Genomic DNA, 18,829 nt, shown 5'->3' on the forward strand with positions numbered 1-18,829 from the left:
GCCGGAGCGTCCTTGATCGCGGGCGACGCGACCGTCGATCATCAGGCTTTGTGCTCCGGCAAGGCGATCAGCGCGGATCCGTGCGGGCGTATGAGCAGGGAAGCTGGCGGCGCGCCGTCGCCAGCCAAGGGAGGACGACATGACCAAGCACGCCGGCGGCTGCCAATGCGGCAAGGTTCGCTTCGAGGTCGAGGCCGATCTGTCGCAGGTCATCACCTGCAACTGCTCGCGCTGCGGCAAGCTGGGCTCGGTGTTGGCCTTCGCGCCGATCGACCAGTTCAGCCTGCTGTCGGGCGATGACGTCCTGACCGAGTACCGCTTCAACACCGGCAAGATCCAGCACCTGTTCTGCGCCGACTGCGGCATCGAATCCTTTGCCCGCGGCGAGGCCCCGAACGGCGCGAAGATGGCGGCCATCAATGTCCGCTGCGTCGACGACGTCGATGTCTTCGCCCTCGAACCCCAGCAGGTCGACGGCAAGTCGTTCTGAGGACGGCGTGGCCGGCCGCGACCAAAGCTGACGCAAGTTGGCGAGACTGGCGGGGCGGACGGTTCGTCGCCGTGGTCGGTTGAGCGTCGGCGGCCGCCGGTGTCGCGCGTCGCCTCGCAAGGCCTTCGCGCCGCTCTTTCGAGCAGCGCGCCGCCAGGCCTCAAAAGACGCCGCCCCGCTCAGCGCGCCTTGAACCGCACCAAGGCCGGGATCGCCGGGACGCCGGCTTCCGAGGCGAAGTTGCGGTGGCGGTCGCTGTTGAAGCCGATCTCGTAGGCGCGTCCCGCCTGCACCGTACAGGCGAGGGTGAAGCTGCGACGGTCGGCGGACTGCTTCGGGGTCCGCTCGCAGTCCGGGTAGGTGGCCGGATCGCGGGCGATGAACGACCATCCCGCCTGCATCGGCTGGTCGAAGGTCACCGTCAGGGCCAGGCGGCCGGCCGGCGCGACCGTTCCGGGCGCGGGCGAGACGGCCGTTACGCGGGGCGGGGAGGGCGTCCCGGCCGGCGCGGCGGACGGCGCCGGGCGCTCGGCCAGGGCGAGGGCGGCATAGGCGCCGATCATGGCGGCCAGGGTGATCATCGCGAAGGCTCCGGCGAAGAGGGGCCAGCCGGCCCGGGAACGACGCCTGGCTTGACCCCGCCCACCGCCGCCGGCCAGTCCGATTTTCCTGTCCCCAGTTTCTTGGGGCTGCGCCTCGCGAGGCGACGCTTCCCCCGACAGCCCGTCGCCAGATGCTTCTCCAGCCACCAGCCGCGCCAGCTGGCGACTGCTGCCGACGCCGGTCTTGCGCCGCGCCTCGCGCAGGCGCTCGTTGATCGCGCCCTCGGTAGTCCCGAGCTCGGCCGCGGCGGTCTTGGCCGTATGGCCGCGCGCCAGCAGCAGCAGGACGCGGCGTTCGACGGCGGAGAGGGATGTAAGGTCGGGCACGGCAAGCCTGGCGAGTCGGTCGGGGAGAGGCGGACAGAGGCCGCACGCGCTAGCCTGTCCGCACTCAACAATCCTGGCGGGCGTTCGGCAAGGATCAGGCGTGGCGCGGCGTCGGGATCGGCCGTATGCGCCCAGGCTGGGCGACTTCCGCCCCGGCAAGCGCCGTATGGGGTTGCATTTGCGCGGCTTTGGCCGTATCTGCGCGCCATTCCACACGCGGACGTTCGGCAGCGCCGGGGAGACATCCCGACGTCGCCGTTCCGGTCCCGCCTCCAGAATGGTCTGGAGCGGGGGTGTCCGCGGAGGTTCAACCGGAAAAAGGATAAAGGCCCGATGGCTCTTCCCGAATTCTCCATGCGTCAGCTCCTGGAAGCCGGCGCCCACTTCGGCCACCAGACGCACCGCTGGAACCCGAAGATGGACCGCTACATCTTCGGTTCGCGCTCGAACATCCACATCATCGACCTGTCGCAGACCATCCCGCTGCTGCACCAGGCCTTGGTGAAGGTCCGTGAAGTCGCCGCCGCCGGCGGCCGCGTGCTGTTCGTCGGCACCAAGCGCCAGGCTTCGGATCCGGTCGCCACGGCCGCCAAGCGCTGCGCCCAATACTACGTGAACCACCGCTGGCTCGGCGGCACCCTGACCAACTGGCGCACCGTCTCGGGCTCGATCGCTCGTCTGCGCGAGCTGGAAGGCGTCCTGGGCGGCGAAGGCGCTGGCCGTTCCAAGAAGGAACTGCTGCAGCTGACCCGCGAGCGCGACAAGCTCGAGCTGTCGCTGGGCGGCATCAAGGACATGGGCGGCATCCCCGACATCATGTTCGTGATCGACACCAACAAGGAAGCGATCGCGATCCTCGAAGCCCGCAAGCTGAACATCCCGGTCGTCGCCATCCTCGACACCAACTGCGATCCGGACGGCATCACCTACCCGATCCCGGGTAACGACGACGCCGCCCGCGCCTTGCAACTGTACTGCGACCTGGTCGCCGACGCTGTCCTCGACGGCCTGGCCGCCGGTCAAGCCGCCTCGGGCGTCGACCTCGGCGCCTCGGTTGCTCCGATCGAGCCGACCCTGGCCCGCGAACTGACCCCGGAAGTCGCTCCTGAAGCGGCCGCCGAGGAAGTCGCCGCTCCGGAAGCCGCCGCTGAAGAAGCGCCGGCCGCCGACGAGCCGGCCGCCGGCTGATCCCTCGCCGGCCGCGCCCTTCGGGGCTGAGCGGCCGTCGCGTTACCGACATGCGACCGGGCTATCAAGCCCGGTCGCTAAACGTTTGAATCTGGAGATTTTCCATGGCTGAGATCACGGCTGCGCTGGTCAAGGAACTGCGCGAAAAGTCCGGCGTCGGCATGATGGACTGCAAGAAGGCCCTGTCCGAGAACAACGGCGACATCGAAGCGTCCATCGACTGGCTGCGCGCCAAGGGCCTGTCCAAGGCCGCCAAGAAGGCCGATCGCGCCGCCGCCGAAGGCCTGGTGGCCATCGCCGTCGCCGAAGCCGGCGCGGGTGAAACCGCCACGGCCGTCGAAGTGAACGCCGAAACCGACTTCGTGTCGCGCAACGACCTGTTCCAGGGCGCGGCTCGCCAGATCGCTCAGGCCGCCCTCGGCACCGACGGTTCGGTCGAAGCCATCGGCGCCGCCAAGCTGGCCGGCGGCGAGACCGCCCAGGAGCTTCTGACCAACCTGATCGCCACGATCGGCGAGAACATGATGGTCCGTCGCGCCGCCAAGTGGACGGTCGAGAACGGCGTCGTCGCCTCGTACATCCACAACGCCACCGCGCCCGACCTCGGCCGCATCGGCGTTCTGGTCGCCCTCGAGTCGACCGCCGACAAGGCCGCCCTGCGCGAACTGGGCCGCAAGATCGCCATGCACGTGGCCGCGACCGCTCCGCTGTCGCTGTCGCCGGACGATCTGGACCCTGCCGCCATCGAGCGCGAAAAGGCCGTGTTCACCGAGCAGGCTCTGGAGTCGGGCAAGCCGCCGGCGGTCATCGAAAAGATGATCGAAGGCCGCATCCGCAAGTTCCTGGAAGAAGTCGTGCTGCTGAAGCAAGCCTTCGTCATGAACCCGGACCAGACCGTCGAGCAGCTGGTCGCCGAGACCGCAAAGACCCTCGGCGCGCCGATCACCGTTAAGGGCTTCACCCGTCTCGCCCTGGGCGAAGGCGTGGAAAAGAAGCAGGACGACTTCGCCGCCGAAGTCGCCTCGATGACCGGCCAGGCCTAAGGACAAGGAAGGCGGCGGGCTGCGCTCGCTGCCTCCACTGTCATCAAAGCAAGGGCGCGGCGCGTTCGACGCGCGCCGCGCCCTTGTCACGCCTGGATGGGTCGCGCCGGGATGGCGCAAAACCAATCCCACTTTTGTGTAACGCACACTATGGTGCGTGCCGACGACTCAGGAAGAGCCCGGTTCATGTCCGATCCCACCCCCGCCAAGCCGTACCGTCGTCTTCTGCTCAAGGTGTCGGGCGAGGTGCTGATGGGCGACACGCCCTACGGGATCGACACCAACACCGTTCAATCCGTGGCCGCCGATATCGCCCAGATCGTCAAGTCGGGCGTCGAGCTCTGCCTGGTGATCGGCGGCGGCAACATCTTCCGCGGCATGGCCGGCGCGGCCAAGGGCATGGAACGCTCCAGCGCCGACTACATGGGCATGCTGGCCACCGTGATGAACGCCCTGGCCATGCAGGACGCCCTTGAGCGCATCGGCGTGCAGACCCGCGTGCAGTCGGCCATTCCGATGGCCACGGTCTGCGAGCCCTACATCCGCCGCCGCGCCCAGCGCCACCTCGAGAAGGGCCGCGTGGTGATCTTCGCCGCCGGCACCGGCAACCCGTTCTTCACCACCGACACCGCCGCCGCCCTGCGCGCCGCCGAGATGGGCTGCGACGCCCTGTTCAAGGGCACCAGCGTCGACGGCGTCTACACCGCCGATCCCAAGAAGGATCCGAGCGCCCAGCGCTACGACCGCCTGAGCTACATGGACGTGCTGGCCAAGGACCTGCGCGTCATGGACGCCTCGGCCGTGGCGCTGATGCGCGACAGCAACATTCCGATCGTGGTGTTTTCGATCAAAGGGCGGGGTAACCTGCTCAGCGTGCTGCGTGGCGAAGGCACGCACACTGTCGTCACCAACGCCTGATCCAAAGAAGCGAAGAGAGCCCCACCATGGCCGCCGCCGAAAAGCCCGTCCTTTCCCGTTACAAAGACCGCATGGACAAGTCCGTCTTATCCTTGAAAGACGACTTCGCCGGTCTGCGCACCGGTCGCGCCTCGTCGAACCTGCTCGATCAGATCATGGTCAACGCCTACGGTTCGATGGTGCAGCTGAACACCGTCGCCTCGGTCAGCGTGCCTGAACCGCGCCAGATCAACGTCAATATCTGGGACAAGGGCGTGGTCTCGTCCGTGGAAAAGGCCATCCGTAGCTCGGACCTCGGCCTGAACCCGGTGGTTGAAGGCAACAACCTGCGTATCCCGATCCCGCCGCTGACCGAAGAGCGCCGTAAGGACCTCTCCAAGATCGCGGGCAAGTACGCCGAAAGCCAGAAGGTGGCTGTGCGCAACATCCGCCGGGACGCCAACGACGACCTGAAGAAGGCGGAGAAGGCCAGCGTCATCAGCGAAGATGACCGCAAGAAAATGGAAACTGAGGTTCAGAAGTTCACCGACGAGGCGATCAAGCGCATCGACGAGGCCTTGAAAATCAAGGAACAAGAGATCATGCAGGTCTGATCGTCCTCTCTGGTGGACGCCTGGGGGACGAAAAGGGAAGGCTTAGAGCGCATGTCGCCGACGACCGGCCTGCAGACCAAGACCGCGCGCCCCGGGGGCGAGGCCGGCGCGGGTCTGCATGCAGCCATCATCATGGACGGCAACGGCCGGTGGGCCAAGCGCCGCGGCATGCCGCGCGCGCTGGGCCACCGGGCCGGCGTCAACGCGCTGAAGCGCACGGTCGAGGGCGCGCCTTCGGCCGGCGTCGGCGTGCTGACGGTGTTCGGCTTCTCGACCGAGAACTGGCGTCGTCCGGCCCAGGAGGTCTCCGAGCTGATGGGCCTGCTCAAGTCCTATGTCGAATCGGACCTCGAGCGGCTGAGCCGCGAAGGCGTCCGTGTGCGGATCGTCGGCCGGCGGACGGGGCTTTCGCCCGACGTGCTCGAGGTGATCGAGCGGGCCGAACGGCGTACCGCCAACAATGACAGCTTCCTGCTGCAGGTGGCCTTCAACTACGGCGGCCAGGCAGACATCGCCGACGCCGCGCGCCGCTTCGCCGAGCGAGTCGAGCGTGGCGAGGCCAAGGCGGCCGACCTGGACGAGCAGATGTTCGGCAGCCTGCTGTCGACCTCGGCCGCTCCGGCCCCCGACCTGATCGTGCGCACCAGCGGCGAGCATCGCATCTCGAACTTCCTGCTCTGGGAATGCGCCTACGCCGAACTCGTCTTCCAAGACGTGCTGTGGCCCGACTACGGCCCCGAGCACCTGGCGGCCGCCGTCGCGGAATATCGTAGCCGTGACCGGCGCTATGGAGGCATTGCGGCCGATGACGTCGCCGTCGCCGGCTAAACGCTTCAACTGGGGGAATCTTTGGACGCGCGTGGCTTCGGCCACCGTGCTCGTTCCCACGGTCGTGGCCGCCGTCTGGCTGGGCGGCTACTGGATCCTTGCGCTCGCCCTGGTCTGCGTCGGCCTTCTGGCGCGCGAGTGGGGCAAGATCAGCGCGCCCAAGGCGCCCAACGCGGTCGGCGCCGTGGTCGGCGTGTTCTGCGCCGTGGCGGTGATCGCCGCCTTCCTCAATCACTTCATCATCGCCTGGGCCGTGGTCCTGGTCGGCGCCTTCCTGGCCGGGCTGATCGCGCGCGGCGCGGTGGAACGCCGGGCCGACGCGGCTTACGGCGTCGTCTATATCGCGCCCGCCGTCATCGCCCTGGTCTGGGTGCGCGGCCTGCCGGACGGCCTGTGGTGGACCCTGTTGCTGTTCGTGGTCACCTGGTTCGCCGACATCTTCGCCTATGTGTTCGGCAGCCTGTTGAAGGGCCCCAAGCTGTGGCCCCGGATCTCGCCCAACAAGACCTGGTCGGGCTTCGTCGGCGGCCTCGTGGCGGCCACGCTGGGCGCGGTGGCGGTGTCGGAACTGGCCGACCTGCGCCTGATCTGGCCGGCGGCAGCGCTGATCGGCCTGCTGGGCGGCCTGGCCACCATGGCCGGCGATCTCTGGGAATCGATGCTCAAGCGCCGCTTCGGCGTGAAGGACAGCGGCGACCTGATCCCGGGTCACGGCGGCCTGCTGGATCGCGTCGATGGCCTGATGTTCGCCGCCATCGTCGTGGCCGCCGTGCGCCTGATCGACCACTGGGGATGGGCCCATTGACCATGTCCCGCAAGGTGGTGGTGCTGGGGTCCACCGGTTCGATCGGCGTTTCCACCCTCGACCTCTTCGAACAGTCCAAGGTCCCCGTCGAAATCCTGGCCCTGGCGGCCGGCCGTAACGTCGAGCGCCTGGCGCAGCAGGCCCTGCACTGGCGGCCAAAGCTGGCGGTGATCGAGGACGAGTCGCTGCTGGGCGAACTGCGCGAGCGCCTGGCCGGGTCCGGCGTCAAGGCCGCGGCTGGTCCGCAGGCCGTCATCGACGCCGCGGCCATGGGCGCGGACTGGGTGATGTCGGCCATCGTCGGCGCGGCCGGCCTGGCGCCCACTCTGGCGGCTGCGCGCACCGGCGCGGTCGTGGCCCTCGCCAACAAGGAAAGCCTTGTCTGCGCGGGTCCCGAGCTGCTGCGCATCGCCCGCGAGGCCGGCGGCACGGTGATTCCGGTCGATTCCGAGCACTCGGCAATCTTCCAGGTGTTGCAGCCGGCCTGCCTGGACCGCGTCGCCCGCCTGATCCTGACCGCCTCGGGCGGCCCGTTCCGCACCTGGACGCGCGAGCAGATGGCCGCCGCCACGCCCGAGCAGGCCATCGCCCATCCCAACTGGTCGATGGGCGCCAAGATTTCGGTCGATTCCGCCTCCATGATGAACAAGGGGCTGGAGATGATCGAAGCCTCCTATCTCTTCGACACTCCGGAAGAGCGCATCGGCGTCGTGATCCACCCGCAGTCCGTCATTCACAGCCTGGTGGAATACACCGACGGCTCGACCCTGGCGCAGCTGGGGCCGCCGGACATGCGCAGCCCGATCTCCTACGCCTATTCCTGGCCCGAGCGCCTGGCCTGGCCGGCCAAGCCCCTGGACCTGGGCGCCTATGGACAGCTGACTTTCGAGGATCCGGACCTCGCCCGATTCCCCTTGCTGGGTGTCGCCCGCGAGGCCCTGCGGCTGGCCGGCGGCGCGCCGACGGCGATGAACGCCGCCAACGAGGTGGCGGTCGCGGCTTTCCTTGACCGGCAGATCGGCTTTCTCGATATTGCCGCCTCGGTTGAGGGGACGCTCGAACGCATGAATGGGGTAGGGGACCTCGGCGTAACGGCCGGTGACGTTCTTGACACAGCCATGATGATCGACGGCTCCGCTCGCCGTATTGCGGCCGAGGTTGTCGCTCAAAAGCGTCGTCCGAACTGATTTCAGAGGAGATGGTTCCCGCCCTATGATCGGAATCCTGATCATGCTCGTGTCGATGGTTTTCGTGCTGTCCGTCGTGGTGACGGTGCACGAGCTCGGACACTTCTGGGCGGCGCGGGCCTGCGGCGTCGCGATCGACCGTTTTTCGATCGGTTTCGGACCGGCCCTGTTCTCCTGGCGCGACAAGAGCGGCGTCGAGTGGCGGATCGCCTCGATCCCGCTGGGCGGCTATGTGCGCTTCGCCGGCGACGAGAACGCCGCCAGCGTGCCCGACCAGAACGACCTTGAGGCCATGAAGCGCGAGATCGCCCAGCGCGAGGGCGCCGAGGCGGTCAAGAAGTACTTCCATTTCAAGCCGGTCTGGCAGCGGGCGATCATCGCCGCGGCCGGTCCCATGGCCAATTTCGTGCTGGCGATCCTGGTGTTCGCCGTGATGCTGGTCGTCATCGGCGACCTCAAGAGCCAGGTCATCGTCGATCGCGTCGAGGCCGGCAGCGCCGCTGCTGCCGCCGGGTTCAAGCCCGCCGACGTGATCGTCAGGATGGACGGCCGCAAGGTCGAGAGCTATCGCGACGTCCAGTCCTATGTCGGCCTGCGCGCCAAGCTGCCCATCGCCTTCACCGTTCAACGCGCCCAGCAGAGCGTCGAGCTGACCGCGGTGCCGACCCTCGTCGAGCAGAAGGACGAGATCGCCGGTCGCATGAAGGTCGGTCGCCTGGGCGTGGCGCTCAGCGGCCGCGCCTATCTGGAGAAGTCCTCGCCGTGGATGGCCGTGCCCAAGGCCACGATGCAGGTCTGGGACATGCTCAAGACCATCGGCTTCTATCTGGGTCGCCTGGTGACGGGCCAGATGCCCGCCGACCAGATTAGCGGCATCATCGGCATCGGCCACACGGCCGGCGCGGTCACCAAGGCCAGCGTCGAGAACGCGCCCAATGTGAAGACCCTGGTCGTGCGCGCCGTCGCCAGCCAGATGCTGCTGATCGCCAGCCTGTCGGTGAGCATCGGCTTCATGAACCTGTTGCCGATTCCCGTGCTCGATGGCGGCCACCTGCTGCTCTACGCCTACGAGGCCGTTTTCCGGCGTCCGTTGCGCGCGGACTTCCAGGCCGCCGGCTTCCGCGCGGGGCTTGCCTTGATCCTTGGTTTCATGCTGTTCGCGGCCTGGAACGACCTCAACCGCTACGACGTGTTCAAATTCATCGGCGGCCTGTTCACGTGAACCCCGGCCGCCCGTCCATGATTGGTCCCATGAGCAAAATTCGCGCCCACAGCGCCGCGTTCGCCACTGGCGTTGCGCTCCTCTTCGGCTCCACCGCAATGCTCGCGCCCGCTGCGGCGTTCGCCCAGGCCCAGACCTCGGGCGTGGTGCAGCGCATCGTCGTGCAGGGCAACGAGCGGATCGAAGCGGGCACGGTGCTGTCTTATCTGCCGATCCAGGCCGGCGAGACCGTGGACCCGGCGCGCCTCGACCTGGCGCTGAAGACCCTGGCGCGCACCGACCTGTTCGCCGACGTCTCGATCGAGCTTGTCGGTGGCGACTTGGTGGTCAAGGTCGTCGAGAACCCGATCATCAACCAAGTGGTGTTCGAGGGGAATTCGGCGCTCAAGGAAGACAAGCTGAAGGACGAGGTCCAGATCCGTCCGCGCGGCATCTTCACCCGCGCCAAGGTGCAGGCCGACGTCCAGCGCATCATCGAACTCTACCGCCGTTCGGGCCGCATCTCGGCGACCGTGACCCCCAAGGTCGTGGAACTGCCGCAGAAGCGCGTCGACCTGGTGTTCGAGATCAACGAAGGCCCCAAGAGCGGCGTCCTCGGCGTCAACTTCCTGGGCAACAAGGAATTCTCGGACGCCGAGCTGGGCGACGTCATCGTCACCAAGGAGTCGCACTGGTACAAGTTCCTGACCAGCAACGACAACTACGACCCCGACCGGATCGAGTACGACCGCGAGCAGCTGCGCAAGCACTACCGCAACCGCGGCTTCTTCGACTTCCGCGTCGTGGCCACCACGGCCGAGCTGGCCACCGACAAGAACGGCTTCGCGGTCACCTACACGATCGATGAAGGCCCCAAGTACAAGTTCGGCAAGGTCACCGTCGAAACCGAGCTGAAGAAGCTCGACGGCAACCTGCTGGCCCAGATCCTGCCGATCAAGACCGGCCAGATCTATGAAGACGAGCGTATCGAGCAGGCCACCGACGCCCTGACCTTCGCGGCGGGCGCGGCCGGCTTCGCCTTCGTGGACGTGCGTCCGCGCTACGTGCCCAACCGCGAGACCCAGACGGTCGACGTGGTGTTCTCGGTCCGTGAAGGCCCGCGCGTCTATGTCGATCGCATCGACATCGTCGGCAACACCCGCACGCTCGACTACGTCCTGCGCCGCGAGATGGAAGTCGCCGAGGGCGACGCCTACAACCGCGTCCTGGTCGACCGCTCGCGCAACAACATGCGCCGCCTTGGCTTCTTCAAGGACGTGAACATCGAGGAGCTGCCCAGCAGCGCCCCGGACCGTACGGCCCTGCGGGTCAAGGTCGAGGAGCAGCCGACGGGTGAACTGTCGTTCAGCGCCGGCTACAGCTCGGTCGACCAGCTGGTGCTGGACGTCGGCGTCACCGAGCGGAACTTCCGCGGTCGCGGCCAGAACCTGCGCGCCCGCGTCTCGGTCGGCTCGCTGCGTCAGCAGATCGACTTCGCCTTCACCGAGCCGCGCTTCCTGGGCCGCAACCTGGCCGCCGGCGTGAACCTCTATTCGTATCGCTATGACCTCAGCGAATACGCGGCCTACGACACCAAGTCGCTGGGCGGCGGCTTCACCATGGGCTTCGGCCTGACCCAGAACACCTCGATGAGCCTGCGCTACACCCTGCGCCAGGACGAGGTCGACGTGTCCGACAGCTACTGCGGCGACAGCAGCACCAACGTCATCTGCCTGCAACGCGGTTCCTACCTGACCTCGCTGATCGGCTACGGCGTGCGCCTCGACAAGCGGAACGATCCGCTGCGTCCGACCCGCGGCTTCTTCGCCGACCTGAACCAGGACCTGGCGGGCTTCGGCGGCGACGTGAACTACCTCAAGACCGAGGCCGACGGCGGCTGGTACTGGGGCTTCAACAAGGACTTCGTCCTGAGCGCCACCGGTTCGGCCGGCTACATCGAAGGTTGGGGCGGCGACAGCGTCCGCATCAACGACCGCTTCTACAAGGGCGGTTCGACCTTCCGCGGCTTCGAGACCGCCGGTATCGGCCCGCGCGACACCTCGACCGACAGCAGCGCCCTGGGCGCCAAGATGTACGCCATCGGCTCGCTGGAGCTGACCATCCCGACCTTCCTGCCCGAGCAGTACGGCATCAAGGCCGCCCTGTTCTCCGACTTCGGTACGGCCGGTCAGCTGGACGACGTGGATCGCCAGAACACCAAGGGCGTGTTCAACACCAACATCCGCGACAACCTGGGCCTGCGCGCCTCGGCTGGCGTCAGCATCGACTGGAAGTCGCCGATGGGTCCCATCCGGTTCGACATCAGCCAGATCCTGAAAAAGGAAGACTACGACCGGACGGAAACCTTCCGGTTCTCCACCTCCACCCGTTTCTAATCTCCACAAGGCTTCAGACAGCATGTCCTCCAAGTTCTTCGTCGCGGCCGCTTCGGGCCTCGCCGCGTTCGCCGTGGCCTCGGGCGCTTTCGCGCAAGCCGCCGCTCCGCTCGCCAAGGCTCCGGCCGCCCCGGCCGCTCCGCCGATCACCCACGGCGCGCCGATCGCCAGCCTGTGCGTGTTCTCGGCCGGCGCCGTGCGCGGCACGTCGGTCACCGGCAAGGCCCTCGACGGCCGCCTGAAGGCCCTGCAGACCACGGCCGAAGCGCCGCTGGCCGCCCGTGAAAAGGCCCTGCAGACCAAGATCGACGCCTTCAACGCCGCCGCCAAGACCCCGGCCGGCGACATCACGGCTCGCGAAAAGCAGAAGGCCGACCTGGAACTCGAGCAGAGCGCCCTGCAGCGCGACGCCGCCCAGATCCAGATGGAACTGGTCGCCACCGCCAACAACGCCCAGCAAACCTATCAAGGCGAGCTGCAGCCGGCCGTGATCGCCGCCTATCAGCAAAAGACCTGCGGCCTGCTGGTCGAGCGCAACGCCGTGGCCATCTTCAACCCGGCCATGGATATCACCCCGCAGATCGTCAGCCTGCTGGACGCCCGTGGCAAGGCCGCGAGCTTCCAGGCCCTGGAACGCACCAAGCTGACCCCGCAGCAGGCCGCCCAACTGGCCGCCGAACTGCAGCGGAACCAATAGTCGGAGCGCGCCCGTCCGGCTTCGCGCCGGGCGGGCGCCTTCCGTTACGGCATTGACTCGGGGCGGCTTTCAGCCGCCTACACTTCGTCCGTATCGGGCGATTCCCGGGACGGCCGTCGTCGAGAGGTTTCCATGCCGGACCCCCGCTTTTTCGAGACCCTGGGTCCGGTTTCCGTGTCCGATCTGGCCCTGGCCGGCGGCGCGGAGCTGACCGACCAGGCCCTGGCCGATCTCCTGATCGCCACCGTCGCGCCGCTGGACGCCGCCGGTCCCGACTCCATTTCCTTCCTGTCGGATCCCCGCCGCGCCAAGGGCCTTTCGGCCTGCAAGGCGGGCGCGATCTTCATGAAGCCCCAGCACCGCGAGTTCGCGCCGCAAGGCTGCGCCGTGCTGCTGACCCCTCATCCGCAGGCCGCCTGGGCCGCCGCCGCCGCGCGGTTGCACAGCCCCCGCCGCCATGAGCCCGGCTCGGCCGCCATCCACCCCTCCGCCGTGCTGGAGGCGGGCGTGCGCCTGTCGCCCGGCGCGGTGATCGGCCAGGACGTCCGTATCGGCCGCAACACCGTGATCGGCCCCGGCGCCGTCATCGGTCCGGGCGTCGCCATCGGCCGTGACTGCCTGATCGGCGCCAACGCCGTGGTCGGCTTCGCCCTGATCGGCGATCGGGTCAGCCTGCACGCCGGTTCGGTGGTCGGCGAGGCCGGTTTCGGCGCGGCCGGCGGCGCCACGGGCGTCGTCGACCTGCCGCAGCTGGGCCGCGTGGTCCTGCAGGACGGCGTCACCTTGGGCGCCAACAGCTGCATCGACCGCGGCGCCTTCGACGACACAACGGTGGGCGAGAACACCAAGATCGATAATCTGGTCCACGTGGCGCACAATGTGCAGCTGGGCCGCAACTGCGTGCTGGCGGCCTATACCGGCCTGTCGGGCACGACGGTCGTCGGAGACGGCGTCGCCTTCGGCGGCAAGGCCGGGGTCGCCGACCACTTGACGATCGGCGCCGGCGCCAGCATCGGGGCCTCGGCCTCGGTGTTCAAGGACGTGCCGGCCGGCGAGACATGGACAGGGTTTCCCGCGCGCCCCATCAAGCGATGGCTGCGGGAAACGGCATGGCTGTCGCGCAGCGCGCGCAGTCGGGGGATGAAAGACGAGGCATGAGCCAGACCGAAACCGCTGCCCCGCAGACCGACATCGACATCGCCGAGATCCTCGCCCGGATCCCGCACCGCTATCCGTTCCTGCTGGTGGATCGCGCGGAGGCCTATGTCCCGCACCAGTCGATCGTCGGCATCAAGTGCGTGACCGTCAACGAGCCCTTCTTCCAGGGCCACTTCCCGGGCAATCCGGTGATGCCCGGCGTGCTGATCATCGAAGCCCTGGCCCAGACGGGCGCGGTGCTGATGAGCAAGTCGCTGGAAGTCGACACCGAAGGCAAGACGATCTTCTTCATGTCGGTCGACAACGCCCGCTTCCGCAACCCCGTGCGCCCGGGCGACGTCCTGCGCATGGAGGTCGAGGTGGTGCGTGCGCGCTCGACCATCTTCAAGTTCAAGGGCGTGGCCAAGATCGGCGACAAGGTCGCCGCCGAGGTCGAGTTCGCCGCCATGGTCGTGGAGACCCCGACGAAATGACCAAGATCCATCCGTCCGCCATCGTCGACGCCGCTGCCAAGCTGGCTGACGACGTCGAAATCGGGCCGTTCTGCATCGTCGGCCCCGACGTGACCCTGGGCGCGCGGGTGCGCCTGCTGTCGCACGTGGTGGTCGATGGCGTCACCACCATCGGCGAGGACACCGTCGTCCACGCCTTCTCGGCCCTGGGCGGTCCGCCTCAGCACCTGGGCTACAAGGGCGAGCGCACCCAGCTGCTCATCGGTCCGCGCAACGTCATCCGCGAGCAGGTGACGATGAACACCGGCACGGCCTCGGGCCGTGGCGTGACCACGGTCGGCGCCGACGGCTTCTTCATGGCCGAGGCCCACGTGGCCCACGACTGCACGGTCGGTGACAACGTCGTGCTGGCCAAGGGCGCGACCCTGGGCGGCCATGTCGACGTCGGCAACTTCGTGTTCGTCGGCGGCTTGGCGGCCATCCACCAGTTCTCGCGCGTCGGCCGCTACAGCTTCATCGGCGGTCTGGCCGCCGTGACCAAGGACGTCATCCCCTACGGTTCGGTGTGGGGCAACCACGCCCACCTCGAGGGGCTGAACCTGGTCGGTCTCAAGCGCCGGGGCTTCTCGCGCGAGGCGATCAACGCCCTGCGCTCGGCCTACCGCATGATGTTCGCCGACGAAGGCACCTTCCAGGAGCGCCTGGACGACGCGGCCGAGACCTACGCCGCCATTCCCGAGGTGATGGAAATCATCGCCTTCATCCGCGCCGACGGCAACCGGCCGCTCTGCCTGCCCGAGCGCGAGGTCTAGGCCTTGCGCAAGCTCGGACTGATCGCCGGCGGCGGGGCCCTGCCGATCGAACTGGCCGCCCACTGCGAGCGGGCCGACCGTCCGTTCGCGGTCATGCGCCTGAAGGGCTTCGCCGACACCAGCCTGGAGCAGTACGCGGGCATCGAGGTCGGCCTGGCCGAGTTCGGCAAGGCCTTCAAGGCGCTGAAGGACGAGGGCTGCGAGGCCGTCTGCTTCGCGGGCACCGTCGATCGTCCCGACTTCTCGGCCCTGATCCCGGATTTCCGGGGCGTGAAGGTGCTGCCGGGCCTGATCAAGGCCGCGCGCGAGGGCGACGACGCGTTGCTGCGCCGCGTGCTGACCGAGTTCGAGAAGGAAGGCTTCGTCGTCGAGGGCGCCCACGAGGTACGCGGCGAGATGACCCTGCCGATCGGTCCGCTGGGCCGTCATGCGCCGCTCGAAGCCCATGGCCTCGATATCGACCGCGCCCTGACCGTCGCCCGCGCCATCGGCGCGCTCGACGTGGGGCAGGGGGCCGTGGTCTGCGATGGCCTGGTCCTGGCCGTGGAGGCCCAGGAGGGCACCGACGCCATGCTCCGCCGCGTGGCCGACCTGCCGCAGGCGATCCGCGGCCGTCCCGAGGCCCCCAAGGGCGTCCTGGCCAAGGCCCCCAAGCCGATCCAGGAGACCAAGGTCGACCTGCCCACCATCGGCGTCGCCACCATCCAGCGCGCCGCGCGCGCCGGCCTGGCCGGCGTGGTCGGCGAGACCGGCCGCCTGCTGATCGTCGACCGCGACCAGGTCATCGCCTGCGCCGACGACCTGGGCCTCTTCGTCTACGGCGTCGAGCCGCGCTGATGGCCCCCCAGACGCCCGGCGAGCAGCCTCTGACGGTCATGCTGGTGGCCGCCGAGGCCTCGGGCGACAATCTCGGCGCGGGCTTGGCGCGGGTCCTGCGCGCACGCCTAGGCGACCAGGTGCGCTTCGTCGGCATCGGCGGCGCCCACATGGCGGCCGAGGGCATCCAGAGCCCCTTCGACATCGCCCAGCTGTCGATCCTGGGCCTGTCGGAGGGCCTAAAGGCCTATCCGCGCGTCCTGCGCCGCCTCAAGGACGTCGAGGCCCTGGCGGCTCGCGAAAAGCCGGACGTGGCGGTGCTGATCGACTCCTGGGGCTTCAACATCCGCCTGGCCAAGCGCCTGCGGGCGCTGGATCCGGCCATGGCGCTGGTCAAGTACGTCGCCCCGCAGGTCTGGGCCACGCGCCCGGGGCGGGCCGCGATCCTGGCCAAGGCCGTCGACCTGCTGCTGGCCACCCAGCCGATGGACAAGCCGTTCTTCGACGCCGCCGGCCTGCCCAACGTCTTCGTCGGCAATCCGGCCCTGGCCCGCGATTTCAGCCGCGCCGACGCCGCCCGGGCGCGCGCCGCCATCGGCGCGGGACCTGACGAGCCGATCCTGGCCGTCCTGCCCGGCAGTCGGCCGTCCGAGATCGAGCGGGTGCTGCCGGCCTTCGAGGACGCCGTGCGCCTGCTGAAAGCCGAGCGCCCCGGCTTGCACGTCGTCGTCCCGGCCGCCTCGACCGTCGCCGCCGCCGTCAAGGCCCGCGTCGCCGGCTGGCCGTTCCGCGCTCACGTCATCGAGGACGACCAGGCCAAGGACGACGCCATGAAGGCCGCCACTGTGGCCCTGGCCTGTTCGGGCACGGTGACCATCGAGCTGGCCCTGGCCGGCGCGCCCATGGTCGTCGGCTACAAGATCGGCGCGTTGTCCTACGCCATCCTCAAGCGGTTGATGACGCCGCGCTGGGTGACCCTGTTCAATATCGCCGCCGACCGCGAGGTGGCCCCCGAACTGCTGCAGCACGACTGCACCGGCGAGCGCCTGGCCGCCGAACTGGCCAAGCGTCTCGACGACCCGGCCCTGCGCCAGCGCCAGGTCGCCGAGCAGTACGCCGCCCTCGACCGCCTGGGTCGGGGCCTGCCCGATCCGGCCGAGGCCGCCGCCCAGGCGTTGCTGGAGTTCCTGGCGACGCGCCGGGTGGTCCAGCGGGCTTAACAAGCCCTTTACGCCTGTGGATTAATCTGGCGTCCACCTTTCGCGCTCTGCGCGACCGTGGAGCCCGCCGTGTCGGTCCAATCGCTCGGAACCGTCGTCCCGACCCTCGCCGCGGTGCAGCCGACGGTGACGGTCGCGCCCGCCGGTCTGCAAGGCGGCCAGACCGGGCAGCCGGGCCTGCCGTCGGCGGCCTTGCTGGCCCAGCAGGTGATCGCCGAAACCACCGACGCCCTGGGTCGCATGGCCGGCGAGGCGAGCGCCCAGCCGGCGGCCGAGACCCCCGACACCGTCGACAGCCTGCTGAGGGGCGGGGCCACGGGCCAGGCGCGCGAAATCCTGCTTTCCAGCCCCTCCGTCCAGGCCAAGGCGGTGTCCGACCTCGTCGGCCGAGCCGCCCCGGCCCAGGGCGGCATGGCCCCGCTGCTGGCCGACCTCGAACGCGTCTCCCAGCTGCCCGACGCGCCGTCCGTGGTGCGCCAGGCCGCCGCCAACATGCTGGCCCTGCGCTCGCCGATCGACGGCGCGGTGACGGCCGGCGAGATCCGCCAGGCCTTCGGCCGCTCGGGTCTGTTCATGGAGCAGCGCCTGGCCGAGGAACCCGCGCCCGGCGCCGCGCCCCTGGCCGCCAAGGACCTCAAGGCCGCCATGCTGGTGTTGCGCGCCGCCGTCGCCAGCTGGAGCGCCCAGACAGGACCGGCTGGGCCGTCCAGCGCGCCGTCCGCGCCATCCCCATTACCATCCCAGGCGTCGAGCGCCGCGCCCGCCTTGCCGCCGCCGACGACGCCCCAGGCCTCTACCGCGCCGGCCCAGGCCTCCGCGACGTTGGCAGCGCCCATTCCGCCGGAAGACGGCGCGCCGGCGACCGTTGCGACCTCGACCGTCCCGTCGTCGCCATCCCCGCAGCCCGCCGAAGCCGTAGAGGCTGACGCGCCGCCCGCCGCCCCGCTGGCTCCGGCGCTCCCCGAAGACGCCGACAGCTCGCCGTTGGCCCGGTTCCTGGCCGCCGTCGCGCCGCGTCCGACCCCGCAGCAGCCGGTCCAACCCGCCGCCGCCCTGTTCGTCATGGCCCAGGAGGCGGCAGGCGGCTTCGACGCCCCGACCGCCCCGCGCCAGTTCCTGACGCCGGCCCCGACGGCTCAGCCGCAGGGCAAGGGCCCGCCGCCGCCGTTCGCCGGCGGCCCCGTCGTGGCTCAAGCCGCCACGGCCTCGACCCTGGCCCAGAACGCCGCGCCGGCCGTGGTCGCGCAGCAGCTTTCCAAGGGCGTCGACGCGGCCCTGGCGCGGCAGGAACTGCTGCAGGCCGCCTCTTTGCCCGACCGCGCCGACGCCGCGCGTCTCGCCACGCTTTCCGCCGAGGGTCGTCCCGTCGAGGACAAGACCGGCCCGCGCTGGGTGTTCGATGTGCCTTTCGCCACGCCCCAGGGCTCAGCCGTGGCCCAGTTCGAGATCAGCCGCGACGCCGGAGGCGGGGGCGCCGCCGGCGGCTCGGCTGAAGCCCGCACCTGGAAGGTGCGCTTCTCGCTCGACGTCGAGCCCATGGGCCGCATCGACGCCCAGCTGGCCCTGACCGGCGAGCGGGCCCGCGTGTCGCTGTGGGCCGAGCGCCCCGACTCCATGGCCCGTCTGCGCGGCGGCAAGGAGATACTGAACGCGGCCCTGCGCGAGGCGGCGCTCGAGCCCGAAGTGGCCTTCCACGCCAATCCCGCCCCTGCCGCCGCCCCGCCGGCCCCCGGCCGCTTCGTGGACCGCGCCACATGACCCGCGTTTCTGGTCCCCGCATCGCCGTCGCCCTGCGCTACGACGCGCCCGACGCCCCGCGCGTGGTCGCCAGCGGCCGCGGCTGGGTGGGCGACAAGATCGTCGAGACCGCCCGCGAGCACGGCGTGCCGCTGGAGGAGAACCCGGCCCTGGCCCAGGCCCTCTCGACCATACCGATGGAGGAGGAGATCCCCGAGGCGCTCTACGTCGCCGTCGCCGAGATCCTGGGCTTCATCCTGCGCTCGGCCGCCCGCGACTGACGCTGGGAAACTGAAACCAAGAAAGTTACAGCCGGGGTCTGGGGATCGCCCCGGCGGCGCCTATATCGACCGGGACCC

At 69.3% G+C, this 18,829-nt stretch carries 19 protein-coding genes; 18 read left to right on the forward strand and 1 reads right to left on the reverse strand.

Annotated elements, in window-relative coordinates:
- Positions 1–139: 139 nt before the first annotated feature.
- Positions 140–490 (forward strand): GFA family protein, encoded by a 351-nt coding sequence (locus tag I4Q42_RS05580; protein ID WP_198575062.1) that lies wholly within the window; start codon positions 140–142, stop codon positions 488–490.
- Positions 491–669: 179 nt separating this feature from the next.
- Here the strand turns inward: I4Q42_RS05580 and I4Q42_RS05585 are convergent, their stop codons facing one another.
- A complete protein-coding gene (locus I4Q42_RS05585; protein WP_198575063.1) occupies positions 670–1,419 on the reverse strand; it encodes a LuxR C-terminal-related transcriptional regulator in 750 nt (249 codons plus the stop codon).
- Between the two features lie 333 nt (positions 1,420–1,752).
- On the opposite strand from I4Q42_RS05585, the gene rpsB reads away from it, so the two are divergent.
- The 17 genes from rpsB (at position 1,753) to I4Q42_RS05670 (ending at position 18,751) form a co-directional block, all read left to right on the forward strand.
- Positions 1,753–2,607, forward strand: a complete 855-nt coding sequence (gene rpsB, locus I4Q42_RS05590) for a 30S ribosomal protein S2 (RefSeq protein ID WP_198575064.1) — start codon at positions 1,753–1,755, stop codon at positions 2,605–2,607.
- Positions 2,608–2,711: 104 nt separating this feature from the next.
- Complete coding sequence (tsf, locus tag I4Q42_RS05595; RefSeq protein WP_198575065.1) at positions 2,712–3,650, forward strand: translation elongation factor Ts; 939 nt, start codon at positions 2,712–2,714, stop codon at positions 3,648–3,650.
- Between the two features lie 186 nt (positions 3,651–3,836).
- The gene (gene pyrH / locus I4Q42_RS05600; protein ID WP_198575066.1) at positions 3,837–4,568 is read left to right on the forward strand and encodes a UMP kinase; all 732 of its coding nucleotides are present in this window, start codon (positions 3,837–3,839) and stop codon (positions 4,566–4,568) included.
- A 26-nt stretch (positions 4,569–4,594) separates the two neighbouring features.
- Positions 4,595–5,161, forward strand: a complete 567-nt coding sequence (frr, locus tag I4Q42_RS05605; protein ID WP_198575067.1) for a ribosome recycling factor — start codon at positions 4,595–4,597, stop codon at positions 5,159–5,161.
- 51 nt (positions 5,162–5,212) lie between these two features.
- Positions 5,213–5,989, forward strand: a complete 777-nt coding sequence (gene uppS, locus I4Q42_RS05610; RefSeq protein WP_198575068.1) for a polyprenyl diphosphate synthase — start codon at positions 5,213–5,215, stop codon at positions 5,987–5,989.
- A complete protein-coding gene (locus tag I4Q42_RS05615) occupies positions 5,949–6,794 on the forward strand; it encodes a phosphatidate cytidylyltransferase (protein WP_198575180.1) in 846 nt (281 codons plus the stop codon). Before uppS ends, I4Q42_RS05615 begins: the two co-directional genes overlap by 41 nt.
- Positions 6,782–7,981 (forward strand): 1-deoxy-D-xylulose-5-phosphate reductoisomerase, encoded by a 1,200-nt coding sequence (gene dxr / locus I4Q42_RS05620; protein WP_198575069.1) that lies wholly within the window; start codon positions 6,782–6,784, stop codon positions 7,979–7,981. The genes I4Q42_RS05615 and dxr overlap by 13 nt, the downstream gene beginning before the upstream one ends.
- Before the next feature lie 25 nt (positions 7,982–8,006).
- The gene (locus I4Q42_RS05625; protein WP_198575070.1) at positions 8,007–9,203 is read left to right on the forward strand and encodes a M50 family metallopeptidase; all 1,197 of its coding nucleotides are present in this window, start codon (positions 8,007–8,009) and stop codon (positions 9,201–9,203) included.
- Between the two features lie 17 nt (positions 9,204–9,220).
- Positions 9,221–11,578: an outer membrane protein assembly factor BamA gene (gene bamA, locus I4Q42_RS05630; RefSeq protein WP_198575071.1), complete on the forward strand. Its 2,358-nt coding sequence runs from the start codon at positions 9,221–9,223 to the stop codon at positions 11,576–11,578.
- A gap of 22 nt (positions 11,579–11,600) precedes the next feature.
- Positions 11,601–12,275, forward strand: coding sequence for an OmpH family outer membrane protein (locus I4Q42_RS05635; protein ID WP_198575072.1), 675 nt, complete (start codon positions 11,601–11,603; stop codon positions 12,273–12,275).
- A 132-nt stretch (positions 12,276–12,407) separates the two neighbouring features.
- Entirely contained in the window at positions 12,408–13,433 is a 1,026-nt protein-coding gene (gene lpxD, locus I4Q42_RS05640; protein WP_198575073.1) for a UDP-3-O-(3-hydroxymyristoyl)glucosamine N-acyltransferase, read from the forward strand.
- Positions 13,430–13,906, forward strand: coding sequence for a 3-hydroxyacyl-ACP dehydratase FabZ (gene fabZ, locus I4Q42_RS05645; RefSeq protein ID WP_198575074.1), 477 nt, complete (start codon positions 13,430–13,432; stop codon positions 13,904–13,906). Before lpxD ends, fabZ begins: the two co-directional genes overlap by 4 nt.
- Positions 13,903–14,697 carry an acyl-ACP--UDP-N-acetylglucosamine O-acyltransferase gene (lpxA, locus tag I4Q42_RS05650; protein WP_198575075.1) on the forward strand — a complete coding sequence of 265 codons (795 nt, stop codon included), beginning with the start codon at positions 13,903–13,905 and terminating at the stop codon, positions 14,695–14,697. Before fabZ ends, lpxA begins: the two co-directional genes overlap by 4 nt.
- Positions 14,698–14,700: 3 nt before the next feature.
- Entirely contained in the window at positions 14,701–15,534 is an 834-nt protein-coding gene (gene lpxI / locus I4Q42_RS05655; protein WP_198575076.1) for a UDP-2,3-diacylglucosamine diphosphatase, read from the forward strand.
- Positions 15,534–16,733, forward strand: a complete 1,200-nt coding sequence (gene lpxB / locus I4Q42_RS05660; protein WP_198575077.1) for a lipid-A-disaccharide synthase — start codon at positions 15,534–15,536, stop codon at positions 16,731–16,733. The genes lpxI and lpxB overlap by 1 nt, the downstream gene beginning before the upstream one ends.
- 69 nt (positions 16,734–16,802) lie before the next feature.
- Complete coding sequence (gene fliK / locus I4Q42_RS26480) at positions 16,803–18,491, forward strand: flagellar hook-length control protein FliK (protein WP_198575078.1); 1,689 nt, start codon at positions 16,803–16,805, stop codon at positions 18,489–18,491.
- Positions 18,488–18,751, forward strand: coding sequence for an EscU/YscU/HrcU family type III secretion system export apparatus switch protein (locus I4Q42_RS05670; protein ID WP_198575079.1), 264 nt, complete (start codon positions 18,488–18,490; stop codon positions 18,749–18,751). Before fliK ends, I4Q42_RS05670 begins: the two co-directional genes overlap by 4 nt.
- Positions 18,752–18,829: the final 78 nt, after the last annotated feature.

Source organism: Caulobacter hibisci, from assembly GCF_016135805.1.
GTDB classification, from domain to species: Bacteria; Pseudomonadota; Alphaproteobacteria; order Caulobacterales; family Caulobacteraceae; genus Caulobacter; species Caulobacter hibisci.